This window comes from Pseudomonas sp. FW306-02-D09B (assembly GCF_058782685.1).
Genome location: NZ_JBYSXY010000005.1, coordinates 1 through 24,093, shown reverse-complemented (window position 1 = coordinate 24,093; position 24,093 = coordinate 1). Strand labels below are relative to the sequence as shown.

At 59.4% G+C, this 24,093-nt stretch carries 26 protein-coding genes; 13 read left to right on the top strand and 13 right to left on the bottom strand.

Annotation, left to right across the window (positions count from 1 at the left end; genetic code table 11):
• From tli1a (AC3WK5_RS10355) to AC3WK5_RS10315, 9 genes are all read left to right on the top strand, one after another.
• Positions 1-543 (top strand): Tli1a family immunity protein, encoded by a 543-nt coding sequence (gene tli1a, locus AC3WK5_RS10355; RefSeq protein ID WP_371920843.1) that lies wholly within the window; start codon positions 1-3, stop codon positions 541-543.
• 182 nt (positions 544-725) lie between these two features.
• On the top strand, positions 726-1,208 hold the full coding sequence (gene tli1a / locus AC3WK5_RS10350) for a Tli1a family immunity protein (protein ID WP_256585111.1): 483 nt from the start codon (positions 726-728) through the stop codon (positions 1,206-1,208).
• A complete protein-coding gene (tli1a, locus tag AC3WK5_RS10345) occupies positions 1,193-1,756 on the top strand; it encodes a Tli1a family immunity protein (protein ID WP_492574148.1) in 564 nt (187 codons plus the stop codon). Before tli1a (AC3WK5_RS10350) ends, tli1a (AC3WK5_RS10345) begins: the two co-directional genes overlap by 16 nt.
• Entirely contained in the window at positions 1,741-2,304 is a 564-nt protein-coding gene (gene tli1a / locus AC3WK5_RS10340; RefSeq protein ID WP_256585105.1) for a Tli1a family immunity protein, read from the top strand. The genes tli1a (AC3WK5_RS10345) and tli1a (AC3WK5_RS10340) overlap by 16 nt, the downstream gene beginning before the upstream one ends.
• A complete protein-coding gene (tli1a, locus tag AC3WK5_RS10335; protein WP_103314739.1) occupies positions 2,289-2,933 on the top strand; it encodes a Tli1a family immunity protein in 645 nt (214 codons plus the stop codon). The genes tli1a (AC3WK5_RS10340) and tli1a (AC3WK5_RS10335) overlap by 16 nt, the downstream gene beginning before the upstream one ends.
• A complete protein-coding gene (locus AC3WK5_RS10330; RefSeq protein ID WP_103314738.1) occupies positions 2,918-5,551 on the top strand; it encodes a T6SS phospholipase effector Tle1-like catalytic domain-containing protein in 2,634 nt (877 codons plus the stop codon). Before tli1a (AC3WK5_RS10335) ends, AC3WK5_RS10330 begins: the two co-directional genes overlap by 16 nt.
• Positions 5,552-5,665: 114 nt before the next feature.
• The gene (tli1a, locus tag AC3WK5_RS10325) at positions 5,666-6,178 is read left to right on the top strand and encodes a Tli1a family immunity protein (protein WP_103314737.1); all 513 of its coding nucleotides are present in this window, start codon (positions 5,666-5,668) and stop codon (positions 6,176-6,178) included.
• Positions 6,179-6,538: 360 nt separating this feature from the next.
• Positions 6,539-7,132 (top strand): hypothetical protein, encoded by a 594-nt coding sequence (locus AC3WK5_RS10320; RefSeq protein WP_256585104.1) that lies wholly within the window; start codon positions 6,539-6,541, stop codon positions 7,130-7,132.
• Positions 7,119-7,541: a hypothetical protein gene (locus tag AC3WK5_RS10315; RefSeq protein ID WP_103314736.1), complete on the top strand. Its 423-nt coding sequence runs from the start codon at positions 7,119-7,121 to the stop codon at positions 7,539-7,541. The genes AC3WK5_RS10320 and AC3WK5_RS10315 overlap by 14 nt, the downstream gene beginning before the upstream one ends.
• 46 nt (positions 7,542-7,587) lie before the next feature.
• Here the strand turns inward: AC3WK5_RS10315 and AC3WK5_RS10310 are convergent, their stop codons facing one another.
• Positions 7,588-7,977 carry a DUF6124 family protein gene (locus AC3WK5_RS10310; protein ID WP_103314735.1) on the bottom strand — a complete coding sequence of 130 codons (390 nt, stop codon included), beginning with the start codon at positions 7,975-7,977 and terminating at the stop codon, positions 7,588-7,590.
• A 554-nt stretch (positions 7,978-8,531) separates the two neighbouring features.
• Here AC3WK5_RS10310 and AC3WK5_RS10305 point away from each other — a divergent pair.
• Positions 8,532-8,909 carry an SCP2 sterol-binding domain-containing protein gene (locus AC3WK5_RS10305; protein ID WP_103314734.1) on the top strand — a complete coding sequence of 126 codons (378 nt, stop codon included), beginning with the start codon at positions 8,532-8,534 and terminating at the stop codon, positions 8,907-8,909.
• Positions 8,910-9,158: 249 nt separating this feature from the next.
• On the opposite strand, the gene AC3WK5_RS10300 is transcribed toward AC3WK5_RS10305, so the two are convergent.
• The 6 genes from AC3WK5_RS10300 to exbB form a co-directional block, all read right to left on the bottom strand.
• Positions 9,159-10,559 (bottom strand): aminoacyl-tRNA deacylase and HDOD domain-containing protein, encoded by a 1,401-nt coding sequence (locus tag AC3WK5_RS10300; protein ID WP_103314733.1) that lies wholly within the window; start codon positions 10,557-10,559, stop codon positions 9,159-9,161.
• A gap of 78 nt (positions 10,560-10,637) precedes the next feature.
• Positions 10,638-12,713 (bottom strand): ATP-dependent DNA helicase RecG, encoded by a 2,076-nt coding sequence (gene recG / locus AC3WK5_RS10295; RefSeq protein WP_054594659.1) that lies wholly within the window; start codon positions 12,711-12,713, stop codon positions 10,638-10,640.
• A 9-nt stretch (positions 12,714-12,722) separates the two neighbouring features.
• Positions 12,723-13,646, bottom strand: coding sequence for a hydrogen peroxide-inducible genes activator (locus tag AC3WK5_RS10290; protein WP_054594658.1), 924 nt, complete (start codon positions 13,644-13,646; stop codon positions 12,723-12,725).
• A 277-nt stretch (positions 13,647-13,923) separates the two neighbouring features.
• Positions 13,924-14,673 (bottom strand): energy transducer TonB family protein, encoded by a 750-nt coding sequence (locus AC3WK5_RS10285; protein WP_103314732.1) that lies wholly within the window; start codon positions 14,671-14,673, stop codon positions 13,924-13,926.
• Positions 14,670-15,098 (bottom strand): TonB system transport protein ExbD, encoded by a 429-nt coding sequence (gene exbD, locus AC3WK5_RS10280; protein ID WP_054594656.1) that lies wholly within the window; start codon positions 15,096-15,098, stop codon positions 14,670-14,672. Before exbD ends, AC3WK5_RS10285 begins: the two co-directional genes overlap by 4 nt.
• A gap of 6 nt (positions 15,099-15,104) precedes the next feature.
• Positions 15,105-16,100 (bottom strand): tonB-system energizer ExbB, encoded by a 996-nt coding sequence (exbB, locus tag AC3WK5_RS10275; RefSeq protein ID WP_103314731.1) that lies wholly within the window; start codon positions 16,098-16,100, stop codon positions 15,105-15,107.
• A gap of 189 nt (positions 16,101-16,289) precedes the next feature.
• Between exbB and AC3WK5_RS10270 the strand changes: the two genes are divergently transcribed.
• The gene (locus AC3WK5_RS10270) at positions 16,290-17,147 is read left to right on the top strand and encodes an NAD-dependent epimerase/dehydratase family protein (RefSeq protein WP_103314730.1); all 858 of its coding nucleotides are present in this window, start codon (positions 16,290-16,292) and stop codon (positions 17,145-17,147) included.
• Positions 17,148-17,298: 151 nt separating this feature from the next.
• Here the strand turns inward: AC3WK5_RS10270 and AC3WK5_RS10265 are convergent, their stop codons facing one another.
• From AC3WK5_RS10265 to AC3WK5_RS10240, 6 genes are all read right to left on the bottom strand, one after another.
• A complete protein-coding gene (locus AC3WK5_RS10265; protein ID WP_054594653.1) occupies positions 17,299-18,039 on the bottom strand; it encodes a hypothetical protein in 741 nt (246 codons plus the stop codon).
• 55 nt (positions 18,040-18,094) lie between these two features.
• Positions 18,095-18,475, bottom strand: a complete 381-nt coding sequence (locus AC3WK5_RS10260; protein ID WP_003229509.1) for a RidA family protein — start codon at positions 18,473-18,475, stop codon at positions 18,095-18,097.
• Positions 18,476-18,511: 36 nt separating this feature from the next.
• Positions 18,512-20,617, bottom strand: coding sequence for a bifunctional GTP diphosphokinase/guanosine-3',5'-bis pyrophosphate 3'-pyrophosphohydrolase (gene spoT / locus AC3WK5_RS10255; RefSeq protein WP_019694280.1), 2,106 nt, complete (start codon positions 20,615-20,617; stop codon positions 18,512-18,514).
• A 57-nt stretch (positions 20,618-20,674) separates the two neighbouring features.
• A complete protein-coding gene (rpoZ, locus tag AC3WK5_RS10250; RefSeq protein WP_003177259.1) occupies positions 20,675-20,938 on the bottom strand; it encodes a DNA-directed RNA polymerase subunit omega in 264 nt (87 codons plus the stop codon).
• Positions 20,939-21,106: 168 nt separating this feature from the next.
• Positions 21,107-21,727 (bottom strand): guanylate kinase, encoded by a 621-nt coding sequence (gene gmk, locus AC3WK5_RS10245; protein ID WP_019694279.1) that lies wholly within the window; start codon positions 21,725-21,727, stop codon positions 21,107-21,109.
• A 12-nt stretch (positions 21,728-21,739) separates the two neighbouring features.
• The gene (locus AC3WK5_RS10240; RefSeq protein ID WP_103314729.1) at positions 21,740-22,603 is read right to left on the bottom strand and encodes a YicC/YloC family endoribonuclease; all 864 of its coding nucleotides are present in this window, start codon (positions 22,601-22,603) and stop codon (positions 21,740-21,742) included.
• A 270-nt stretch (positions 22,604-22,873) separates the two neighbouring features.
• Here AC3WK5_RS10240 and rph point away from each other — a divergent pair, with 270 nt between their 5' ends.
• Positions 22,874-23,596 (top strand): ribonuclease PH, encoded by a 723-nt coding sequence (gene rph, locus AC3WK5_RS10235; protein ID WP_054594651.1) that lies wholly within the window; start codon positions 22,874-22,876, stop codon positions 23,594-23,596.
• 34 nt (positions 23,597-23,630) lie between these two features.
• Entirely contained in the window at positions 23,631-23,999 is a 369-nt protein-coding gene (locus AC3WK5_RS10230; protein ID WP_103314728.1) for a DUF4870 domain-containing protein, read from the top strand.
• Positions 24,000-24,093: the final 94 nt, after the last annotated feature.

The window sequence follows — 24,093 nt, the reverse complement described above, 5'->3', positions numbered from 1 at the left end:
ATGGCCCGCATGGGATTTGTGGGTGTTTGTGGATTTGTATTGCTCGTGAGTTTGCTGACGCTGGGCGCTTGTAGCAGTGCACCGTCGAAGATGCTGGGCGCACCGGTGACGGGTTACAACCATACATCTGCGGCGATCAATCGGTTTTCGGTGAATGGGGCGGGTGGGCCGAATTTGGGACCGTACTTAGGCGGCGGGGCGGAAGTTTGCTGTGGCATGCTGCCTCGTGTTTGGACACCGGACCTCAGGGCCATTGTCGAGTGGGAGAAGGATCCTGACCCTTACTCCTACGGCAAATGGAGTGAGCGCCCTTACTCCGATGCGTGGACAAAGCGCATGAACGAGCACACACAAACGTACTCGCGTCATAAGGCCGTTGTCGACATTCCCCAATACGGCGAAAACGTCTGCGCGTTGCAGGTCCACTTCCTGCCATGCGATCAGGTGCGTGTTTCGACGACCTGTTACACCCCTTCAAATCCCAAGTACCCCGATAGGGCGTATTTCGAGATGAAGGAGTCGACGACATGTCCGGTTCTTTGATCAAGTACGTGGTGTACGTGAGTACTATTGGTGCCCGTGGATGTGCATCGCTCGTGAGGCCGCTGATGTTGAGCGCATTTAATCGCGGGCCCTTGAAGATGCTGGTCACGTCAACGCTGAATATTAAGCAGCAAGTCAGCAAGCTGAAGAAGCATGTTCGGTTATTGGTTGTACTAGTCAGCATGATGGGCCTGAGCGCTTGCCATGCTGGCCCTGAAATGGTGTCTGCACCTGTAACTGGCTACAACCATACCTCTGCCGAAATTACCAGGTTTAGTATCAACGGTGCTGGCGGCCCTCGAATTCCACCACATCAAGGCGGAGGAAGTGAGGTCTGCTGCGGCGTTATTCCTGTTCAGTGGAGTTCGGGACTTAGAACGATTATCGAGTGGGACAAAGACCCTAATCCACGAGAGTCACTCAAGCGTGATCAGTATGGTCAAATTGATAGAGAAGACTATAAGCGCCATTCTTCTGGTTACTCTCATCATAAAGAAACTGTCGAAATTCCAATGTACGCAGAAAAAGTATGCGCGTTGCAGGTCCACTTCCTGCCGTGCGATCAAGTGCGTGTTTCGACGACCTGTTACACACCCTCAAATCCCAAGTACCCCGATAGGGCGTATTTCCAGATGAAGGAGTCGGCGACATGTCCGGTTCTTTGATCAGCGTTATGGCCCGCATGGGATTTGTGGGTGTTTGTGGATTTGTATTGCTCGTGAGTTTGCTGACGCTGGGCGCTTGTAGCAGTGCACCGTCGAAGATGCTGGGCGCATCGGTGACGGGTTACAACCATACCTCGGCGGCGATCAATCGGTTTTCGGTGAATGGGGCGGGTGGGCCGAATTTGGGGCCGTACTTAGGCGGCGGGGCGGAAGTTTGCTGTGGCATGCTGCCTCGTGTTTGGACTCCGGGTCTGAAAGCCGTCGTTGAATGGGAGAAAGATCCGAATAGTGGGGCGTCGGTCAACTGGCCACGAATTGGAAGCGATGCTTATCGAGAGGCCTATCGGGCTCACGCCGCCAAATACACATGGCACAAAGCAATTGTCGACATTCCTCAATACACCGAAAAGGTCTGCGCGTTGCAGGTCCACTTCCTGCCATGCGATCAGGTGCGTGTTTCGACGACCTGTTACACCCCTTCAAATCCCAAGTACCCCGATAGGGCGTATTTCCAGATGAAGGAGTCGACGATATGTCCGGCTCTTTGATCGGGTACATGGCCCGCATGGGATTTGTGGGTGTTTGTGGATTGGTATTGCTCATGAGTTTGCTGACACCGGGCGCTTGTAGCAGTGCACCGTCGAAGATGCTGGGCGCACCGGTGACGGGTTACAACCATACCTCTGCGGCGATCAATCGGTTTTCGGTAAATGGGGCGGGCGGGCCGAATTTGGGACCCCATCAAGGTGGTGGCAAGCAAACCTGCTGTGGTGTCGCTCCTCGTAATTGGACGCCAGGATTCAGGGCCATTGTCGAGTGGGAGAAGGACCCTGATCCATATTCATCCAGTAAGTGGACCGAACGTCCTTACTCCGATGCTTGGAGGAAGCGGATGGAGGCGCAGAAACAGCAGTACTCGCATCACAAGGTTGATGTGGAAATTCCCCAATACACAGTAGCAGGAACCCTGAAAGTGCACTTTTTGCCGTGTGATCAAATACGTGTTTCTGCGGGCAACATAAAACCCGGTACCCCGGGCTACCCCTATAACTACCCGATGAACATGGAGGAACCGAAGGTATGTCCACACTCATAAATACCGGCATCAAGGCGCGATTTTTCGCGGCGTTGAGGCCAATCAAGTTTTCGTGGGAGCGACGCTTGCCCACGCGATATCTGTCAGAAGTTGCTGGTTATCGAGACTTGCGTTGCGTACGTGCTCTTCTGTTACTCATTGGCGTGCTGACATTGAGTGCCTGTCAGGCTGAATCGAAGATGTTGTCTGCACCTGTGACTGGGTACAACCATACATCCGCGGCCATCAATCGCTTTACAGTCAATGGAGCTGGCGGACCTAACGTTGGGCCTCATCAAGGTGGTGGTAGTGAAGTCTGCTGCGGCATCGTTCCGCGTAACTGGACTCCAGGGTTGAGGGCAATTGTCGAGTGGGAAAAAGATCCTGATCCATATTCCTATGGTAAGTGGACCGAGCGACCTTATTCCGACGCTTGGAAAGCGCGCATGGAAGAACATAAAAAACAGTACTCACGTCACAAGGTTGTTGTTGATATCCCCAAATACGATATAGCGGGTAGCTTGAAAGTCCACTTTCTTCCGTGTGACCAAGTGCGTGTTTCTGCAGACAATATCAAGCGGGGGGATCCCCGTTACCCCTACAACTACCCGATGAATATGGAGGAGCCGAAGGTATGTCCGAACCCATGAATAGTGGAGGGAAACCCAGCTCTGATGTTGCAAAAGTTGCTCCATCTTTTCCTCAAAGCAGGCGACTGCCTACAGATCCCAAACAGCTTGCGGAAAACATCAAGCGCCAGAAACGTGACGGAACTGCATTTGGTAACCAACAACGTAAGCTACTCGAGGCCAAGGGCGATACGCACAGTGGGACACCCTGTAGTAAAACTTTGCATATCACGCTAGCGTTCGATGGAACCAACAATAACGATAAAGCTGACAGTGCCTCGATACCGTCATCGTGCAGCAATATTGCGCGGATCTTTCATGCAAGTTTGGGGGACGATCCAACTATCCAGGCAGAGGGTTTCTATCGTTTTTACTGCCCTGGGGTGGGAACGGTATTCCCCGACATCCGCGAGTTCACACCAAAAAATAGTGGCCTGATTGGTGCCAGCGGCGGTGAGAACCGAATCAACTGGGGGCTAACACGGTTGATTGCAGCGTTAAAGGACTCGATCCCGGGACAAGACCCTCTTTCACTGGACGATACCCGAGCGCTGGTAGATACCATGGCTACTTGTTGGTACGGCAATGTTGTGACCGCAGGCCTGCTGGAGAATGGCGAAAAAAAACGTGAAGCCGGCATGCGTCCGTACATGGATGATCTGGAAAAAATCCTAAACCAACGCCGTGATGCTGACGAGAAGCCGCGTATTTTGGCTATGCGTTTGTACGTTTATGGATTCTCTCGAGGTGCTGCTGAGGCACGTGCTTTCGCCAACTGGCTTCAGGCACTTACGCGTTGCCAAGGCAGTAATTGCAAGATGGAATATCGCTTCGCCGGGTTGCCTATCTCCATTGAATTCCTCGGTATCTGCGACACCGTGGCGGCGGTGGGGCTTGCAGACAGTGCTCCGTTCGCTGCCGGGCACATGGACTGGGCTGACGGCACCATGCGCTTGCCCGACGAGGCAGCAGAACAGGGTATGGACACATCCCTGTCAGATGACTGCCACTTCCTGAAGCGCTGCGTGCACTTAGTGTCTGCGCATGAGCAGCGGGCCAGCTTTCCGTTGGACTCTATCCGCCGTAGACCAAAAAACGCCGATGGTCAGCGGGATACAAGTAAGCCTTCCAGCTACCGCAGCGGTACCGTCGAATATCTCTATCCTGGTATGCACTCGGATGTGGGTGGTGGATACCCGCCCGGTGATCAAGGCAAAGCGATGGCCGGTACCGACCATTTGTTATCTCAGATTCCTTTGCAGCATCTGTACGCCGAAGCGTTTATGGCGGGAGCGCCGTTGCAGGTACCCCAACTAGCACTACAGCCTGATGTCCATGAAACATGGCGGGCAATGAGTGCTGAAACATTCGATGAGTTCAGTGTATCCGACGACCTCATCAAACGCTTCAATGCCTGGCAGAGCGATGCCGCGAGCCAAGCCGGTCCGCTTGAGGACATGATCAAGAAGCAACAGGCGCTCATTACTGCCTGGCGTATCGATCGCTACGCTGGTGGCCTCGCACAGCGTGACTTCTTCAAAAACGTGTCCCCGGACATGCCTGAAGCCAAGCAGGACGCCTGGAAAGCATTGGAAAAACGTCATACAGCTGAAGCGACGGCGGCTGCGGAGGGCAAACCTGCGCCGACTTACACCGAGGCCGAGGAAAAAGAACATCAGCTGAACATCCAAATCGTCGGCCAGGAAAAGTACGACAAAGCGCGTTGGGAAAAGGCTTTTGAGCCGCCGCTCGACCAAAGTCAATTGCTTGGTGCCGCCGCAGAATTCCGACACGATTACCGCCGCGAGTGGGGTTTGGTGGGTGATGGTCATACGAGTGTGGCTGTAATCGACATGCTGCTTGGCGGAACGGTGTACCTGATCAACGAAGAGGACGAGGCAGAGGAGTACGCCTACCTCCACAAAGAGGGCACTTTGCGTTACGAGAAAATGTTCTCTGCGCCGAACAAGCCGAAGCCAGGGCAGGAAGATATCGTGGCCCTGTTCGATGATCAGGTTCACGACTCACGTGCCTGGTTCATGAACACCTCCGGGATTGTGCCGCGTGAGCCTTTTACCGACTACTTCCGCATCCGTTTGGTGCACTTCGACAACGAGTCGAACAAGCAACTGTCGCTGCTGGCTAATGCCGGTCGAGTACTGGGGCTGGGGATTGCCGTGGCCAGCGTTGGCCTGAGCATCAAGAAGAAGGACCCGCGCATGCTGTTGGGGTTGTTCTTGCCATCCCTGGCCCTGCCAGTGCTCAGCGGTAAAGTCGGTATGTCGGATTTGCCAGAGATCAGCGCCTTCGACCCGCTCACCGGTATCGCATTGCCGATGCTCGACAACCTCGACTCTTTGCGGTCATTCACCAAGGCGCCGGGGGATATGACGGCCAAGGTTGCCGCCTTGCCACCGTTGAAACCGTTGACGGCCAGTACGGCCAATACCCCGGCGTTGCAGAAGATCCTGGCTGCGCATCAGGCGCTCGAGGCAGTGGAAGCGGCCCGCAAGAAGGACGTTGGCGCGCTGGCCGGTTTGGTGGCGAAAGCGGCGAACGACGAGGACAAGCCCGGTGGCTGGCTGGACATGGTGGCCGATCAGGCGGGCAAGTTGAAGTCGTCTGAAAAGAACGTGTAATCACAACATGTAAAGGGCGGCTCTGGATGAGTCGCTCTTTGCATGTGTACCTTCAGGTTCTCGAGACGAGGCCTGCTATCAGGGGAAGGAGTCGACGATATTTCTGGTTTCTTGATGAGACACGCAGCGTTGCTGCTTAGCCTGCTGGCGCTGACAGCCTGCAACACTCCGTCGAAGATGCTGGCCGCGCCGGTGACGGGGTACAACCACACCTCGGCGGCGATCAATTGGTTTAGCGTCAATGGTGCCGGTGGTGGGAATGTGGGGCCGCATCAGGGTGGAGGCAGTGAGGTGTGCTGTGGCATGGTCCCGCGTCATTGGGTGCCGGGGTTGAGGGCGATTGTTGAGTGGGAGAAGGATCCTGATCCTTACTCATCAGCAACCTGGACCGAACGTCCTTACTCAGATGCTTGGTCCAAACGCATGGAGGAACAGAAGAAGCAATACACGCGTCACAAAGTCGTTGTGGATATCCCGCAATACGATGACCCAGGCAGTTTGAAAGTGCACTTTCTGCCTTGTGATCAGGTGCGTGTCTCAGCCACGGGCATCACACCGGGCTATCCCGGTTACCCCTACAACTACCCCATGAACATGGACGAGCCGAAGGTGTGTCCTGGCGCTTGAGTGTGTGTCGTGATGATGTGTTCGGGTTACGAATTCTTGTGACGCAGAGCGTCACGGGCTGAATTCCCACGCAGAGCGAAGGAATTATCAATCGAGGTGAATGTAAAAGGAGATTTATTGAAGTGCTACCTTATCGTAAATAAACGCGTCCTCTTTTGGTGTAAAAAGTTACCGCTGACACTGAAGTGGATGTGAGCGGGAAGCCTATGGTCAGGGGTAATCGGGTTCGCTATTACGAGTTTACGAACAACTAATTTCGGTTGTTGAAGGTCGAGGGCTCCTGATCGTTGGCGACGTAGGGTTTCAAGGTGTTCGGACGTTGAGCAAGGACAATGTGGATGGCCAAGGCTGGTGATGCAAATGAGCAATGATTTCTATGGGCGCGTGGATTCCAAGAGACGGCGTTTGATGGTGAAGCGCTTTCTCGTGGGCGGTGCATTGGCAATGGTCTCGCTCTGGGCTTTGGCTGCCAGTGATGCCTATACCCAGCATGATGTTCTGCAGTGTGGCGGCGTCGATGTGGAGCTGGTCTCTTCTTGTCGATCTGTTGCGGTCGAAGAGGGCGAAGCTCAACCCCTGCCGGTCTGCTCTGACCAGACGATCAACATCAACGGCAAAGTGCTGCGACGTGATGTGGGGCGGGTGTCACAGCTGACCACTGACGGGAAAAGTACGCGGATGTTGGCAAACGTTGTGGTAGCCATGGCCTGTATGAAAGGGACAAAGGGCAGCCTGGTGTTCATCGGTGGGTACGGCGGGTGCGGTGCTTGTCCTGAATGGTTTGGTTATTACTCGACGGCGGGAAAGTTGGTTAGTTACTCCTACAGCAATAACGTTCGCTCGTTCGGTTCCAAGGGCTCTGATCGCGAACTGATCGAGGCTTACGGCGTTACTGCGAAGGCGTTGCGAGAGCAGAATGCTGATGCGAAAAGGATCACCTATGGGCAGCCGTAATTTCGCGATGCTGTTGGCGGGTTTGCTATGTGGTCTGTTCGTTCGGACTACTACGGCGGAGGTTGCTTGCCCTTCTACGGACTTCAATGTGTTCCTCACTTCTTTTTCGGAGAGCCCGGCTGTTCAGAAAGCCTTTACTCAGCGACCTCTGCAATTTGTGGTGACGGTAGATGCTGAGCCCGAGCCGCGACAGGAAAAGCGCGCATTGGGAGGAGAGCAGATTAAATTTCCGCTCTTGCCTGATCGCGCCCACCGAGAGGCTGAGGGTCTGGCGTTAAGCGTGAAAGAACTGAGTGGGGATCACGCTACGGCCATATTGAATAAGCCTGATACCGACTACTTGGTTGAGTATCGATTCGTGCGTGGTAAATGCTGGATGCTCAGTGAGGTTTCGGATTTCGCGATTTAGCGAGGCACCGAGGGGCGCGCCAGTGTTGTCGTGCCCCTCGGTAGGCTTACACCTTAACCCGATACTCCACCGGATTCGGCGGGTCGAGGTTGTCCATGGCGCGGTCGATCAGCAGTTGGGCGCCTTCGGCCATGCGGTAGATCGCCAGGGCGACGTTGCGGCGGGAGCCTTCGATTTCGAAGGCGAGGTCGCCGGCGATGGCTTTGATGGAGGCGATGTCTTCGGAGGCGTTGGCCAGGAGGCTGTCGGTGTCGACGCCGGGTGCGACGATGAAGAGTTGGCCTTTGCGGGCGTCGGCCAGGTGGATTTTGGGCGGGGGCGTGCCCAGGTGATGGTCGAGGGCGCGTTCGGCGGCTTCGTGGAGTTTTTTCGAATCGATGGATTCGTAGGGGGAGGTGGTTGGGTCTTCTGGTGGATTTGGTGTTTGTTTGAACATTGGATTAGTACCGATATTAGGAGCTAACACCATTTCGCTCGCACTTCGAATGAGGTGGCAGCTGTGTATAGGTGTGCAAGACCGGAATCGGCAAACCGGCAGACCCGAAGGCCTCCCACACACAGCCGCCATAACGATTCGCGAGCATAAGAAAACGCTCGATGAATAGCCATAACCGATTGTGTGCCGATCCCGGACTTGCACGTCCGTGTCACCGTTTTTTGGTGACAGGGTGAGACTAGCCCTGACCCGCAGGCCCGGGTAGTTACCGAACACCGCTACAACTTGAAGGAAATGTCCGAGGCCAATTGGGGCGGGGATGAAGCCGAGATCGGGTTGTCTGGTTTTACGACCGCTGCGTCCGGATGCGGCCCAGACCGAACGCCGCCTTCGGCAGCTGCTACAGGGGGGATGTGGTGGGCTTTGATAAGTGTGACTTGGTGGTCATCGTGCTTAAAAAGCGCTTCATCTTCTGTCAACGCTGCGCAACGGTGGCGTTCTGGGTTTAAGCCGCTACACTGCGCCAGCGTTCATTTTTCTTTTGGGGCTTGAGCATGAAATTTCGTTTTCTTCTCTGGGTGATGGGCTTGCTGATGCGAAAGGCCAGTCGGACCAATCCGGCGTTTCAGCAGCAGTTGGGTGATAAAGAATTGGTGTTCCAGTTGCAGACGCTGGACGGCAAGGTGGCGCGGCACTTCGTGGTGAAGGATCAGCGCATTACCAGTAAGGCTGGGGTGTATGCCGAGCCGGCGTTTGCGATTGCCTTTAAAGATGCTGCTTACGGCTTTGCCACGATGCAGGCAAAGAACAAGCAGTTGGCGTTCATGACCGGGATTCAGGACAAGTCGATTCAGATCAAGGGCAACCCGGCGCTGGTGATGTGGTTCCAGGGGTTGACCAAGTATTTGAAGCCGAGGAAGGCTAAGGCGTGAGGTGGGTGTGAACCTGTGTGGCGATGGGATTTACTGTGGCGAGGGGGCTTGTCGGAACGCCGCATCGCCCCGTTGGGCTGCGTAGCGGCCCTAAAACCTGAAACCATGTAGTGTCAGGCACAACGTGCTTTCTGGGTTTGCGACTGCTTCGCAGCCGAACGGGGGCAAGCCCCCTCGCCACAAAAGTTTGTCACTGAGATATCTCATCAAAGCCCGCCCGACACTGGATTGAATGTCAGGCGGGTTTTTTTAGGACTGGGTGAACTGCGAGGCCAGTTCGCGCAGCAGGACTTCGGCTTCGAGGACTTTGCTGACGACGTCGTCGGCTTTGTCGCGGGAGAGGCCGAGGCGGTCGAGCAGGGCGTCGGGGATTTCTTCGTCGGGGCCGGAGCCGATGCCACGGCTGCGCAGTAGGCGCACGGCCAGGCAGACGAGGTTCGGGTATTCGGCGTAGTCGCCGTCGTAGCTCGGGTCGTGCTGGAAGCGCAGCGCGGTGGCCAGTTCATCCGGCATGTCCCAGTAGCGCATCAGCCACGCGCCGATCTGTTCGCGGCTGATGCCCAGCAGGTGCTGCTCGACAAAGCTGTGGCACAGGTGCGGGTTGACCTCCAGGTGGCGGCAGATCAGCGAGAAGTGTGGCGGGAAGACGTGGGCCAGCAGCAAGTAGCCAAAGTTGTGCAGCAGGCCGGCGAGGTAGGTCAGGCCGGCTTCCGGGCGCTGGGCGCGCGGCATGGCGCGGGTCAGGCCTTCGATGACGGCGGCGGTGTAGATCGATTGGTGCCAGTACGGCGTGGTGTGTTGCGGGTGGTCCTTGGGCAGGCTCAGGGTTTTGCCCAGGGCCAGGCCCAGCGCCAGGTTGATCACCAGATCGAAACCCAGCACGCGGACAATCGCGTCTTCCACTGAACGAATCTTGCCCGGCGACGCGTAGTACGGCGACGCCGCCCAGCTCACCACTTGCGCGGCCAGCGCCGGGTCGGTTTCGACGACGCCGGTGATGTCGTCGATGGTGGCGTTGGGGTCGACCCGCAGCTTGATGATTTTTTGTGCGGTTTCGGCCAGCGGCGGAATCTCTATGGTCGCTTCCAGGCGTTGCTGGATGCGTCGCGCCGTGAAGGCCTGCACCGCTTGGGTGATTTCCTCGCGGTCATCGTCGGGGCGGTCGAGGTTCGGGCGAATGCTGCTCAGGGCTTCGCCGAAGTTCGCGGCGCTGGCCTTGGTCAGCATGCTCTTGAAGTCTTCGCTGGTGATTTCCAGCAGCACGCCTGTCTCACCCGAGTTGATCAGCAACTGCGGTTCGCGCAGCAGGCTTTCTTCATACAGGCACGGCGAGCTGGTGAGCGCCGGCAGGCCGGGCAGAAAACTCAGGTTGTGTTTGCCGAGCATGCGCTCCAGGCGTTCGGTCGGCACGGCGGTGAGCCGGCGGCCGGTGAGTTCGGCGAGGCGGTTGAGGTCCAGCAACTGGCTCTGCGGGAACAGCACCATGAGCGCGCCGACAGCGTCATCGACCAACACCGCTTGCACCTTGCGGGCGGGGTTGAGGCCCGGGCGGTCGAGCACTTCGGCGTAGCTGATGCCCAGCTTGCCGAGCAGCATCCGGATAACAGACGGGGCGTGCGGGGCTTCGGGTGCGAGGGCAACTTCGGTCATGGTATGTGTCCGTTTTCAAACAATTGCAGGAGTATAACCAGCTTGTTTAAAACCATCGCCCAGAAACTGAGACACTGCTCACACTTGGCCGTATTGCTGCCCATGTCGTAGCCAGCGGTCGAGCAACGGGCTGACGTGATGCGGCCAACGCTCCAGCAATGCCTGGGCCGCGTCGCGCACGGCCGGCAGCAGGTCGGCGTCGCGCATCAGGTCGGCGACCTTGAATTGCAGCAGGCCGGTCTGGCGGGTGCCGAGCATTTCGCCGGGGCCGCGCAGTTCGAGGTCTTTTTCGGCGATCACAAAACCGTCGTTGGTTTCACGCATGATACCGAGGCGTTGCCGGCCGATCTGTGACAGCGGCGGATGGTAGAGCAACACGCAGTGACTGGCGGCGCTGCCCCGGCCCACGCGACCGCGTAACTGGTGCAGTTGCGCCAGGCCCAGGCGTTCGGGGTTTTCGATGATCATCAGGCTGGCGTTGGGCACGTCGACGCCGACTTCGATCACCGTGGTCGCCACCAGCAACTGCAATGCGCCGGCCTTGAACTGGGCCATGACGTCGGCTTTCTCGGCGGGTTTCATGCGCCCGTGAATCAGGCCGACCTTCAGCTCGCCGAGGGCGGCGGTGAGGTCTTCATAGGTGGTTTCGGCGGCCTGGCAGGTGAGCTCTTCCGACTCTTCGATCAGCGTGCACACCCAATACGCCTGCCGCCCTTCGGCGCACGCGGCGCGCACTCGCTCGATGACTTCAACCCGGCGCGTGTCGGTGACCAGCACGGTGTTGACCGGGGTTCGGCCGGGCGGCAGTTCGTCGAGGATCGAGGTGTCGAGGTCGGCGTAGGCGCTCATCGCCAAGGTGCGCGGAATCGGCGTGGCGGTCATGATCAACTGGTGCGGGCACATCCGCCCGCCCACGCCTTTCTGCCGCAGCGCCAGCCGTTGCTGGACGCCGAAGCGGTGTTGTTCGTCGATGATCACCAGCGCGAGGTTCTTGAACTGCACTTCGTCCTGGAACAAGGCGTGAGTGCCGACCACCATCGGCGTGCCGCTGGCGATTTGTTCCAGCGCGGCGACGCGGTTCTTGCCCTTGAGCTTGCCGGCCAGCCAGGCGACTTCCAGACCCAGCGGTTCGAGCCAGCGCTTGAAGGTGATGAAGTGCTGCTCGGCGAGGATTTCGGTGGGCGCCATCAGCGCCACTTGATAACCGGCCTCCAGTGCTTGCAAGGCGGCGAGGGCGGCGACCACGGTTTTACCGGCGCCGACGTCGCCCTGAATCAGCCGCAGCATCGGTTCGTGCTGGCTCATGTCGTAAGCGATTTCATTGCCCACCCGTTGCTGCGCGCCGGTCGGCGGAAAGCCGAGGTTGGCCAGGTATTGAGCCGGCAGCCGGGTGGCTTTGGGCATGGCCGGCGCTCGCAGCGCGCGCATGCTTTCACGCAGGCGTTGTTGCGACAGCTGATGGGTCAGCAGTTCTTCGAAAGCCAGACGGTGTTGCGCCCAGTGATGACCGAGGGCGAGTTCGTCGACATCGGCATCGGCGGGCGGGTGATGCAAATAGCGGATCGCGTCGGCCAGTGGTGCCAGTTGGTAGTCCCGCGCCAGTTCTTGCGGTAGCCAGTCGGGCAGGCTGCTGGGGCCGAGCAGGGTCAGGGTTTGCATGCACAGTTGGCGCAGCCGCTGTTGGGTCAGGCCTTCGGTGAGTGGGTAGACCGGCGTCAGGGTTTCATCCACCGGCGGCGGTTCGTCGCCGGTGATGGCGCGGTATTCCGGGTGGTAGATTTCCAGCCCCGACGCACCGGGCCGGGCCTCGCCGTAGCAACGCACGCGGGTGCCGCGTTTCAGGCCTTCCTTTTGCGCGTTGCTGAAATGGTAGAAGCGCAGGCTGAGCCCGCCGGTACCGTCCTGCAGGCGCACGACCAGGCTGCGGCGCCGGCCCATCACTACGTCGGCGCCGCTGACGGTGCCTTCGATCACCGCGTCCTGACCCGGCCGCAAGTGGCCGATCGGCACCACGCGGGTGCGATCCTGATAACGCAGCGGCAGGTGGAACAGTACGTCCTGAAGGTTTTCCAGGCCGACCTTGGCGAGTTTTTCGGCCATGGCTTCGCCGACACCCTTGAGTGCCGTGACCGACACTTGCGACAGCTCAGCCATTGCTACTGCTTACCCCGCAACCGCTGGCGGCTTGGCCACCGAGCACAGGCGGATCGAGTCCGCGAGGATTTCAATCGCTTTCGGCCGCGGGAAGCTGGCGCGCCAGGCGATGGCGACGGTGCGGAACGGCACGGGCGGCGACAGTGGGCGCACTTCGAGCACGCCGGGCGAGTAGTGGTGACTGTCGACGGCCGAGAGCGGCAGGATCGAGATGCCCAGGCCGGAGGCGACCATGTGCCGAATGGTTTCCAGCGAGCTGGATTCGACGGTGGTGTGTTTGGCGCCGTCGTTGCCTTTGGCCAGGGTCGGGCAGGCTTCGAGCACCTGATCGCGGAAGCAATGACCTTCGCCGAGCAGCAGCAGGCTCTTGTCGTTGAGCAGGCTGGCGTCGATGGATTCTTTTTCGGTCCACGGGTGCTGGGCCGGCATCAGGACGTAGAACGGTTCGTCGTAGAGTTGCAGGGTCAGCACGTCGGCTTCGTTGAACGGCAGGGCGATGATGATCGCGTCCAGCTCGCCGTTGCGCAGTTTGTCGCGCAGCACGTGGGTGAAGTTTTCTTCGATGTACAACGGCATCTGCGGGGCGACCCGGTGCAGTTGTGGAATCAGGTGCGGGAACAGGTACGGGCCGACGGTGTAGATCGCGCCGACTTTCAGCGGGGCGGTCAGCTGGTTTTTGCCAGCCTGGGCCAGTTCACGAATGCCTTGGGCTTGTTCAAGGACTTTCTGGGCCTGGGCGACGATGCCTTCGCCAACCGGGGTCAGGCGCACCGCGCTTTTGCTGCGCTCGAAAATCAGCACACCGAGTTCGTCTTCAAGTTTTTTCACGCCCACCGACAGGGTCGGCTGACTGACGTGGCAACGCTCGGCCGCGTGACCGAAATGCTGCTCTTGGGCGAGGGTGACGATGTAGCGTAATTCTGTGAGGGTCATAGCGGGCGTCCATGATGATGCGGCCAAGCATACCGGCTGCAATCGATAGACGCACGTTATCAGACAGAGGGCGGAGAGCGACACTGGGCAATGCATGTTTGGCGCTGGCGGATATGCAAAAGGCACCTTTCGGTGCCTTTTGCAGATTCTCTGGCCGCCGCAGAACCTGTAGGAGCCGAGCTTGCTCGCGATGAGGCCATCATGTTCAGTATCTCTGTTGACTGACACACCGCTATCGCGAGCAAGCTCGGCTCCTACAAGGGTTTTGCATTTGTACTTAGCGGCGGCCTTTTTCCAGGGAGTACACGAACGGTGCGACGATTTCGATCGAGCCGTTCTTCAGCATGTCGGCCGGTGGCTTGGGCAGTGGCTGGGCGCGGCGGATCATTTCCAGGGTGGCCCGGTCCAGATCGGCGTTGCCGGAGCGACCGACCAGCTCGTAAGACAGCACGTTGCCTTGAGCGTCGACCACGAAGCGCAGACGGTTCAAGCCTTCCTTGCCACGCGATTGAGCAGCCGGCGGGTACTTCTTGTACTTGGCCAGGTGCGCCAGCAGTGTGCCTTGCCAACTTTCCTTGGCCGCAGACTGCGCCAGCGTCGGGCCTGGGGCAGGTTGCGCGGATTTCTCCGTCGGAGTGTTGGTCGGCGGTGTGTCGCTGGGTTTTTCCTCGGCCGGTTTTTCCTTCGGCGGCTCGGGATTTTTCTCCACCGGCTTGGGCGGTTGAGGCTTGGGCTTGGGTTTGACCGGCTTGGGCACCGAGATCGTCGGCTTTGGCGCTTCCGCGAGTTTCGGCAGCGGCAGCTCTTCGACCGGGGTCGGTGGTTGCGGCGGCGTTACGATCTTGGGCGGTGCCGGTGGTGGCGGTGCCGGAAGCGGCGCCAACTCGACCATCATCGCCATCGGCGGCAACTCGACCGGCGGCGAGGACTTCCAGTTGAGCGCGAGCAAAATCGCGACCGCGTGGACGCCCAGCACCACGACCAGGCTAGCGCCGTAACGCGTCAGCTTTTGGCGCGTCGTGATCATTTCTTGGCTGCCGTCTCAAGTCCGACCAGACCGACTTTCAGGTAGCCGGCGGCCCGCAGGGCATCCATCACGTGCATCAGGTCGCCGTAGTCCACGCCTTTGTCGGCCTGGAAGAAGATGGTCGTGTCCTTCTTGCCGTGGGTTCGCGCGTCGAGGGTCGCGCCGAGGGTTTCGGCGTTGACTTCGTCTTCGCCCAGGTACAAGCGTTGGTCGGCCTTGACGCTGAGGAACACCGGTTTCTCTGGCCGCGGTGCCGGTTTGGCGGTCGAGGCGGGGAGGTCAACCTTGATGTCCACGGTGGCCAGCGGGGCGGCGACCATGAAGATGATCAGCAGCACCAGCATCACGTCGATGAACGGCGTGACGTTGATTTCGTGGTTCTCGGCGAGATCGTCGTCTGCGCCTTCCTTTAAATGCAAGCCCATGGCGGATTACCCTACTTTGACCATGTGCGGTTGCGAAGGGATGCGCTCGGGCGGCAGGTGGTCGAGGTCGCGGCTGACCAGCAGCAGGACTTGCGCCGAAGCATCGGACACCTGGGCCTTGTAGCCGGCGATGGAACGGGCGAAGACGTTGTAGATGACCACCGCAGGAATCGCCGCCACCAGGCCCAGCGCGGTAGCCAGCAGGGCTTCGGCGATGCCGGGGGCGACGACGGCGAGGTTGGTGGTCTGGGTTTTGGCGATGCCGATGAAGCTGTTCATGATGCCCCACACGGTGCCGAAAAGACCCACGAACGGCGCGGTGGAGCCGATGGTGGCCAGCACGCCGGTGCCGCTGCTCATGTTGCGGCCGCAGGCGGCCACCAGACGCTCGAGGCGGAAGCTGACGCGTTCCTTGATGCCTTCTTTTTCACGGCTGTTGGCCGAGAGGCGCATTTCTTCGAGGGCGTCGTGGACCAGCAGGTTGGCGAGGGTGCCTTCCTTGGCCGCACTGGCGCTGGCTTCTTTAAGGGTGGTGGCTTTTTTCAGGCTGGCGATTTCACCGCGTAGACGACGCTTGGCGCCCAGCAGCTCAAGGCCCTTGGCGATCCAGATCGTCCAGGTGATGATCGAGGCGATGGCCAGGCCGATCATCACGATTTTCACGATGATGTCGGCGTTCTGGTACATGCCCCACGGCGACAGGTCATGGGCCATGCCCAGGGAGTTGTCGGCTTCGAGGACTTCGGGTGCGTCAGTGGCGGCGTCTTCGGTGGCCAGTGCCGGGTTGGTGGCGACAGGCGTCACGACCGGGGCTGCGTGATCAGCGTGATCAGCAGCGGCGGGCGCGGAGGCTGTTGCAGCCGGTGCAGTGGCGGTGGGCTCGACGGCGAAGGTAGCGGTCGGGGCCAGCAGCAGGCTGAACAGCAGCGCGGCGACCGCGCTCAGGGCGCGAGTGGGACGAGCAAGCGTGGTTGGCGAAGCGGAGAGTGAATTACGTGTCATGCTGGCCGGACCTAAGAGAAGAAGAGGGTTTAATGTCCTTCCAGGCCTCGTGGGCCGAGAACAAAAGTGGCGGGCATTATTGCAAGTAATTCTTGTTAACAAAAGTAATAGAGTCTCTTTTTTTCTTTGATTGCTAGCCGCGTGTCCAATACCAAGGCTAGCCTGTACCTTTCTGATGGGAGAATTTTGATGTCCGCGCCTTCTGTTTTGATTGCCGGTTGTGGCGATGTCGGCGGCCGTCTGGCCACTCAACTGTTGGCCTCGGGGTGGGAGGTTCATGGCTTGCGGCGTGACATCTCGCGCTTGCCCGAGGGCGTTATTGGCGTTGCCGGCGACTTGTTCAATGAAGACTGCCCGGCGACCTGGCCCGTTGGTGCGGTGGATTACCTGGTGTATTGCGCGGCCGCCACCGATCACGATGAAGCCGGTTACCGCGCCGCTTATGTCCAGGGCTTGCAGCATGTGCTGGAATGGCTGAACGACTACGGTCAGGAACCGAAACGCTTGCTGTTTGTCTCCAGCAGCAGCGTGTACGGGCAGCAGAACGGTGAATGGATCGATGAAACGTCGCCGACTCAAGCGGCCGGCTATTCCGGGCGAGTGATGCTGGAAGCCGAGCAGATCGCATCAAACAGCGGCATTCCTGCGAGTCTGGTGCGCCTGACCGGGATTTACGGCCCGGGCCGTGAGTGGCTGTTGAGCCAAGTGCGGCAAGGCTATCGCGTCGCGGTTGATCCGCCGCTGTATGCCAACCGGATTCATGTGGATGACGCGGCCGGGTTGTTGGCGTTCCTGTTGCTGCGTGCCGAACGCGACGAGGCGCTGGATGACTGCTATATCGGCGTCGACGACGCGCCCGCGCCGTTGGCGGAGGTGGTGGGCTGGTTGCGCGAGTACCTTGGGGTGACCGAATGGTCGGAGGATGCCAGCGTGCGCCGTACGGGCAGCAAGCGTTGCAGCAACGCTCGCGCTAAAGCGTTGGGCTGGACGCCGCGTTATCCGAGCTACCGCGAAGGCTATGCGGCGATTCTCGAAGGTCGCAGCTGACTTTCACACACCACAAAACAACTGTGGGAAGGGCCGGGCGACGTTCGCTTGCTCGCGAAGAGGTCATAACATTCAACATCTTGGTTGACTGTTACACCGCCTTCGCGAGCAAGCCCGCACACATTGGATCTTCGTTGCAGTTAGAGCAGGATCACTGTTTTTCCAGTGTCCATTGGCGATTGCCAGGGGTGAACGAAGGGACTTCGTCCGCCTGGGCGCCATTGACTGCCTGGAAGATCTCCATCTGTTTGCCGTTGCGGGTGAAGATCCATGGGTTGCCTTGGCCGCTCAGTTGCAGCCAGACGGTGTCGTGGCCGCCGCTCATGGACGCGCAGTCGCCCGCCAGGCACAGCGCGTAGCGGTCAGCACCGGGCAGACCTTGAACGGCGCCATCGGCCTGGAACTGCACGGTGCTGCCTTCGCCAGGACCGTTGACGATCTTCCAGCTACCGCCCAGATAGGCTGAGTACAGCGCACGCTCGAAGCTGGCACCAATCGGCGCGCCTTCGGGGGCGATGTCTTTGGCGCGGTCAAACAGTTGCTCAGGCTCGTTGTCGTTGGCCACTTGGTGTAACTGTTTGCCGTCGCGCTTCAATTCGGTGGCAGCGCTGCCATAAAACTCGACTTTCCAGGCGTCGGATTTCTCGCCGAGCATTTTGCCTTCGACGTTCTCGAAGCCGTTTGTGTAGCGCGCCTGGCCGGCCTTGGTGTTGACGTCCCACTCCAGGTTCGGGCCATAGGCTTGCAGTGCTTCGCGCAGCGGGCCGCCCTTGGCCGCCGCATTGATTGCCGACTGGTTGATCCAGGTGCCACTGATGTCGCGGTCGGCAGGGTTGCTGGCACAGCCACCGAGAAACACCGCGAGCAACGAGAGAGCTAGCGCTTTGCGCATGAGGAGATCCTTACAGAACGAAGTCGGCGCAGCCCGAGGGGCTGCGCCGTGCGTATTACTCGATGACCAGGATGGCATCCATTTCAACCTGCGAACCCTTTGGCAGGGCGGCCACGCCGATGGCGGCGCGCGCTGGGTAAGGCTGGTCGAAGTATTTGCCCATGATCTCGTTGACCTTGGCGAAGTGGCTCAGGTCGGTGAGGAAGATGTTCAGTTTGACGATGTCCTTGAACGAACCGCCAGCGGCTTCAGCCACGGCTTTCAGGTTCTCGAACACCTGGACGGTCTGGGCTTCGAAGCCTTCGACCAGTTCCATGGTTTTTGGATCGAGAGGGATCTGGCCGGACATGTAGACAGTGTTGCCAGCCTTGATCGCTTGGGAGTAAGTGCCGATGGCGGCCGGGGCCTTGTCGCTGGTGATAACAGTCTTGGTCATGTATGACTCCTTGTAATGGGGTGCTGGATGGACGAGCTAGGCACGCATGCGGGTGATGCGAATCACCCCGGTCAGGGCGCGCAGTTTCTTGATCACGCGGGCCAGGTGTACACGGTCGTGTACGCTGACCACCAGTTGGACCACGCTGATACGACCGTCGCGTTCGTCCATGCTGATTTTTTCGATGTTGCCGTCGGCAGCGTTGACGCTGCTGGCCAGCAAGGCAATCAGGCCGCGCTGGTGTTCCAGCTCGACGCGCAGTTCGACATTGAATTCGCCGGTGACATCCTTGGCCCACGAGAGCTGGATGCATTTTTCCGGGTTGTGGCGGATTTCGCTGATGTTGCGGCAGTTGTCCAGGTGCACGACCATGCCTTTGCCGGCAGACAGGTGGCCGACAATCGGGTCGCCCGGGATCGGCGTGCAGCACTTGGCGTAACTGAGTACCAGGCCTTCGGTGCCGCGAATCGCCAGCGGACCTTCCGGGCTTGGCAACTGTTCGCCTTCGCCAAGCAGGCGGCGGGCGACGACGTAGGCCATGCGATTGCCCAGGCCGATGTCTTCGAGCAGGTCTTCGATCAGTTCGAGGCGGTATTCGTTGAGCATCGCCTTGATGCGCTCGGCCGGGACTTTTTCCAGCGAGCTGTCGAAGCCGTTGAGCACCTTGTTCAGCAGGCGTTCGCCGAGACTGATGGACTCGGAGCGGCGCTGCAGTTTCAGCGCGTGACGAATATGCGTGCGGGCCTTGCCGGTGACCACGAAGTTGAGCCACGCCGGGTTCGGCCGTGCGCCCGGAGCGCTGACGATTTCGACCGTCGAGCCGCTTTGCAGCGGTTCGGACAGCGGCGCCAGGCGGCGGTTGATCCGGCAGGCGATGCAACTGTTGCCGACGTCAGTGTGCACCGCGTAAGCGAAGTCGACCGCCGTGGAGCCTTTTGGCAGCTCCATGATCCGGCCTTTTGGCGTGAACACGTAGACCTCGTCCGGGAACAGGTCGATCTTCACGCTTTCAATGAACTCCAGCGAGTTACCGGCGCGTTGCTGCATTTCCAGCACGCCCTTGACCCACTGGCGGGCGCGGGCGTGAGTGCCTTTTGGCTGCTCGTCGCCGCTGGATTTGTACAGCCAATGGGCGGCGATGCCGTTATTGGCCATCTCTTCCATTTCACGGGTGCGGATCTGGATTTCGATCGGTACGCCGTGCATGCCGAAGAGCGTGGTGTGCAGCGACTGATAGCCGTTGGCCTTGGGAATCGCGATGTAATCCTTGAAGCGACCCGGCAACGGTTTGTACAAATTATGCACAGCACCGAGCACGCGGTAGCAGGTATCGACCTTGTCGACGATGATCCGGAACGCGTAGACGTCCATGATCTCGTTGAAGGCCCGGCGCTTGCCGCGCATTTTCGTGTAGATGCCGTAGAGGTGTTTCTGGCGACCGCTGACCTCGCCCTGAATGCCGTCGATGGCCAGGCAGTGGCTGAGGGATTCTTCGATCTTGTTGACGATTTCCTTGCGATTGCCCCGGGCGCGCTTGACCGCCTGGTAGATCCGCGCGGAACGCATCGGGTGCATGGCCTTGAAGCCCAGGTCTTCGAATTCTACGCGGATGGCATGCATGCCCAGCCGGTTGGCGATGGGCGCGTAGATTTCCAGGGTTTCCTTGGCGATCCGCCGGCGCTTTTCACCGGACAGGACTTCCAGTGTGCGCATGTTGTGCAGGCGGTCGGCCAGTTTGACCAGGATCACGCGAATGTCGCGCGCCATGGCCATGGCCATTTTCTGGAAGTTTTCGGCTTGGGCTTCGGCTTTGGTCTCGAAGTTCATCTGGGTCAGTTTGCTGACCCCGTCGACCAGTTCGGCCACGGTTTCGCCAAACTGCGCAGAGAGCGCTTCCTTGGCAATACCGGTGTCTTCGATCACGTCATGCAGCATCGCGGCCATCAAACTCTGATGGTCCATGTGCATGTCGGCAAGAATGTTCGCGACCGCTAACGGGTGCGTGACGTACGCCTCGCCGCTGCGGCGGCGCTGGCCATCGTGGGCTTGTTCGGCGTAGAAGTACGCTCGGCGGACCAGGTTGACCTGGTCGGTGCCGAGGTAGGTCGATAAGCGTTCGGCGAGGGCGTCTATGCTCGGCATGATGACTCCTGCCGATGGCTGTGACCCCGCGCCGTACTACGTCGACCAGGCATGGACTTAGACGGCCTCGTTGGACTCGTCCTCGAACGCTGCGAACAGCGGTTCGTCTTCGACGATTTCAGCATTGGCGATGAACTCGTAGCTCATCAGGCCTTCAGCGATTTCACGCAGGGCCACAACGGTAGGTTTGTCGTTTTCCCACTGGACCAGAGGCTCTTTGCCGCCGGTGGCCAGTTGACGGGCACGCTTGGTAGAGAGCATGACCAGCTCAAAGCGGTTTTCCACGTGTTCTAGGCAGTCTTCAACGGTTACGCGGGCCATGGTATTCCTCGGAGCGAATGCAATATGCGCGCTGCCCGGTTGGGCGAGCGGACTCAACAGTTTAAAAAATCACCAGCGATTAGGGAAGCGCTGTTTTTTTAACCAAGCCCTTCAACGCGCTGCAAGTACCAATGTAAAGCCCTTGCAGCGGTTTTGGGAAGAGCTGATTCAGCCCAGCAATTCGGCAAGTAATTTACCGAAACGCTGTTGCTGACGTTTCTGATGCAGCTGATTGGCGCGGAAAATCGCTTTCAGGTCTTCCAGCGCCTGGTTGAAATCATCGTTGATGATCAGGTAGTCGTAGTCGACGTAGTGGCTCATCTCGCTGACCGCTTCACGCATCCGGCCTTCAATGATCTCGTGGCTGTCCTGGCCACGGCCGTGCAGGCGTTGGCGCAAGGCCTCCTGGGAGGGCGGCAGAATGAAGATCGAGCGCGCATGCGGCATCAACTTGCGCACCTGTTCGGCACCTTGCCAGTCGATTTCCAGGATCAGGTCGTGGCCTTCATCCAGGGTCTGCTGCAGGTGGCTTTGCGAGGTGCCATAGAGGTTGCCGAACACTTCGGCGCGCTCCAGGAAGTCGCCGTGCTCGATCATCTTCACGAACTGGGTGCGGTCGACAAAGTGGTAGTTCACTCCGTCCACTTCGCCCTGGCGCATGGCGCGGGTGGTGTGCGAGATCGAAAGACGGATCTGTGGAAGATCGTTGATCAGGTCCTTGACCAGGCTGGTTTTGCCAGCGCCGGACGGGGCGGAAATGATGTACAGGGTGCCAGTGCTGTGGGTCATGTCGGGGTAGCCTTACTCAATGTTCTGCACTTGTTCGCGCATCTGCTCGATCAACACTTTGAGGTTGACCGCAGCCTGGGTGCTGCGCGGGTCGAAGGCTTTGGAGCCCAGTGTATTGGCTTCGCGGTTGAGCTCCTGCATCAGGAAGTCGAGGCGTCGGCCGGCAGCGCCGCCGGACTTGAGTACGCGGCGAACTTCAATGATGTGGGTGCTCAGGCGGTCCAGTTCTTCGGCGACGTCGCTTTTTTGCGCGAGCATGACCATTTCCTGTTCCAGGCGCTGCGGGTCGAGCTCGGCCTTCATGTCGGCAAAGCGGTCGAGCACCTTCTGACGCTGGGTGGCGAGCATCTGCGGAACCAGTTCGCGCAGGGTCACCACGTCTTCTTCAATCGACGTCAGGCGTTCGTTGATCAGTCGGGCCAGCTCCGCACCTTCGCGCTCGCGGCCGGCCTTGAGTTCCTTGAGACCGTCATTGAACAGGGCCAGCGCCTCGGCGTTGAGCGCTTGCGGGTCGCTAGCGTCGGCAACCAGCACGCCAGGCCAGGCCAACACTTCCAGCGGGTTGAGGGCTGAAGGATTCTTTATCAGGCTGGCGACGGTCTCGGCGGCGGCGACCAGTTGCGCGGCGCGTTCGCGGTCGACTTGCAGCGGTTTGCCGGCGGTTTCTTCGGTGAAGCGCAGCGTGCATTCGAGCTTGCCGCGCGACAGGCCCTGACGCAGCGCTTCGCGCACGTTGCCTTCGAGGTCGCGAAAGGACTCTGGCAGGCGCAGGTGCGGTTCCAGGTAACGGCTGTTGACCGAACGCAGCTCCCAGCTCAGGGTGCCCTGGCTGCCGGCTTTTTCGACGCGGGCGAAGGCGGTCATGCTGTGCACCATGGAGGTACCTCGCGATTCAGGCCGGCGCCGAACCCCGCGGGCTCAACGGACCTGATTAGATGAATTAAAGCCCACAGGCTGCAAAGGCGCAGGATTGTAGCGCAGTGCGGCGGATGCTCCCAAATGGCGCGTGTGACAAAGCGCAGCAGGTCGTCGCAGAGCCCGGTTCAGAGCCCTCGCTCGTCGCCCGTTTTTTTTAGAAGTGCCCAGGCGCGCCTGGTCGCCCTATAATGCTCGGCAGATTTCCGTCCTCCGTACAGGTGTTCCTCTATGAAACGTCCAAGTGGTCGCGCTGCCGATCAGCTCCGCTCGATCCGCATTACCCGCAACTACACCAAACACGCCGAGGGATCTGTACTGGTCGAGTTCGGTGATACCAAGGTGATCTGCACCGTCAGCGTCGAAAACGGTGTGCCACGCTTCCTCAAGGGTCAGGGCCAAGGCTGGCTGACCGCTGAATACGGCATGCTGCCGCGCGCCACTGGCGAGCGTAACCAGCGTGAAGCGAGTCGCGGCAAGCAAGGCGGCCGTACGCTGGAGATCCAGCGTCTGATCGGTCGTTCCCTGCGCGCTGCGCTGGACATGTCCAAGCTGGGCGATGTGACCTTGTACGTCGACTGCGACGTGATCCAGGCCGACGGCGGTACGCGTACCGCCTCGATCACTGGCGCCATGGTTGCGCTGGTCGACGCCTTGAAAGTGATCAAGAAGCGCGGCGGCCTGAAAGGCGGTGACCCGCTCAAGCAGATGATTGCTGCTGTGTCCGTGGGCATGTACCAGGGTGAGCCAGTGCTGGATCTGGACTACCTGGAAGACTCGGCTGCCGAGACCGACCTGAACGTGGTGATGACCAGCACCGGTGGTTTCATCGAAGTGCAGGGCACCGCTGAAGGCGCGCCGTTCCAGCCTGAAGAGCTGAACGCGATGCTGGAGCTGGCGAAGAAAGGCATGAACGATATTTTCGATCTGCAGAACGCTGCGTTGGCCGACTGACTATTCGAATTCATTCCAGGATAAGGAGAGCGCCATGAATGACGACCAGCTACCCGCACCCGCACCGAGCCAGGAAGTCAGGCAATGGGCGATGTTCTGTCATTTGTCGGCGTTTCTTGGCTACTGGTTTCCGTTCGGCAGCCTGATCGGGCCGCTGATCCTGTGGCAGATGAAGCGCGAGCAGGACCCGTTCATCGACGCGCAGGGCAAGGAAGCGCTGAATTTCCAGATCACCGTGGCGGTAGCGGCCACGATCTGTATCCCGCTGATGTTCCTATTGATCGGCATCCCGCTGTTCGGCTTGCTGGTGATCGCTGCGGTGGTGCTGACCATCATTGGCGGCGTCAAGGCGAATGAGGGCGTGGCTTACCGTTACCCCTTCACCTGGCGACCGATCAAATAAGCGCTTTAAACCACGCCACAAAACCTAATGTGGGAGCGGGCTTGCTCGCGAAAGCGGTGGAATAGGCAATACTGATGGTGACTGACACACCGCC

Coding starts and splice junctions, on each gene's coding strand:
- AC3WK5_RS10285 (WP_103314732.1), bottom strand. CDS start 14,673: ATGATCACGACGCGCCAAAAGCTGACGCGTTACGGCGCTAGCCTGGTC.
- exbD (WP_054594656.1), bottom strand. CDS start 15,098: ATGGGCTTGCATTTAAAGGAAGGCGCAGACGACGATCTCGCCGAGAAC.
- tli1a (WP_103314737.1), top strand. CDS start 5,666: ATGAGACACGCAGCGTTGCTGCTTAGCCTGCTGGCGCTGACAGCCTGC.
- tli1a (WP_103314739.1), top strand. CDS start 2,289: ATGTCCACACTCATAAATACCGGCATCAAGGCGCGATTTTTCGCGGCG.
- AC3WK5_RS10270 (WP_103314730.1), top strand. CDS start 16,290: ATGTCCGCGCCTTCTGTTTTGATTGCCGGTTGTGGCGATGTCGGCGGC.
- AC3WK5_RS10290 (WP_054594658.1), bottom strand. CDS start 13,646: ATGACCCTCACAGAATTACGCTACATCGTCACCCTCGCCCAAGAGCAG.
- tli1a (WP_256585105.1), top strand. CDS start 1,741: ATGTCCGGCTCTTTGATCGGGTACATGGCCCGCATGGGATTTGTGGGT.
- AC3WK5_RS10310 (WP_103314735.1), bottom strand. CDS start 7,977: ATGTTCAAACAAACACCAAATCCACCAGAAGACCCAACCACCTCCCCC.
- AC3WK5_RS10240 (WP_103314729.1), bottom strand. CDS start 22,603: ATGGTGCACAGCATGACCGCCTTCGCCCGCGTCGAAAAAGCCGGCAGC.
- AC3WK5_RS10260 (WP_003229509.1), bottom strand. CDS start 18,475: ATGACCAAGACTGTTATCACCAGCGACAAGGCCCCGGCCGCCATCGGC.
- tli1a (WP_256585111.1), top strand. CDS start 726: ATGATGGGCCTGAGCGCTTGCCATGCTGGCCCTGAAATGGTGTCTGCA.
- AC3WK5_RS10320 (WP_256585104.1), top strand. CDS start 6,539: ATGAGCAATGATTTCTATGGGCGCGTGGATTCCAAGAGACGGCGTTTG.
- exbB (WP_103314731.1), bottom strand. CDS start 16,100: ATGACACGTAATTCACTCTCCGCTTCGCCAACCACGCTTGCTCGTCCC.
- gmk (WP_019694279.1), bottom strand. CDS start 21,727: ATGACCCACAGCACTGGCACCCTGTACATCATTTCCGCCCCGTCCGGC.
- AC3WK5_RS10315 (WP_103314736.1), top strand. CDS start 7,119: ATGGGCAGCCGTAATTTCGCGATGCTGTTGGCGGGTTTGCTATGTGGT.
- AC3WK5_RS10300 (WP_103314733.1), bottom strand. CDS start 10,559: ATGACCGAAGTTGCCCTCGCACCCGAAGCCCCGCACGCCCCGTCTGTT.
- rpoZ (WP_003177259.1), bottom strand. CDS start 20,938: ATGGCCCGCGTAACCGTTGAAGACTGCCTAGAACACGTGGAAAACCGC.
- AC3WK5_RS10330 (WP_103314738.1), top strand. CDS start 2,918: ATGTCCGAACCCATGAATAGTGGAGGGAAACCCAGCTCTGATGTTGCA.
- spoT (WP_019694280.1), bottom strand. CDS start 20,617: ATGCCGAGCATAGACGCCCTCGCCGAACGCTTATCGACCTACCTCGGC.
- recG (WP_054594659.1), bottom strand. CDS start 12,713: ATGGCTGAGCTGTCGCAAGTGTCGGTCACGGCACTCAAGGGTGTCGGC.
- rph (WP_054594651.1), top strand. CDS start 22,874: ATGAAACGTCCAAGTGGTCGCGCTGCCGATCAGCTCCGCTCGATCCGC.
- tli1a (WP_492574148.1), top strand. CDS start 1,193: ATGTCCGGTTCTTTGATCAGCGTTATGGCCCGCATGGGATTTGTGGGT.
- AC3WK5_RS10265 (WP_054594653.1), bottom strand. CDS start 18,039: ATGCGCAAAGCGCTAGCTCTCTCGTTGCTCGCGGTGTTTCTCGGTGGC.
- AC3WK5_RS10230 (WP_103314728.1), top strand. CDS start 23,631: ATGAATGACGACCAGCTACCCGCACCCGCACCGAGCCAGGAAGTCAGG.
- AC3WK5_RS10305 (WP_103314734.1), top strand. CDS start 8,532: ATGAAATTTCGTTTTCTTCTCTGGGTGATGGGCTTGCTGATGCGAAAG.
- tli1a (WP_371920843.1), top strand. CDS start 1: ATGGCCCGCATGGGATTTGTGGGTGTTTGTGGATTTGTATTGCTCGTG.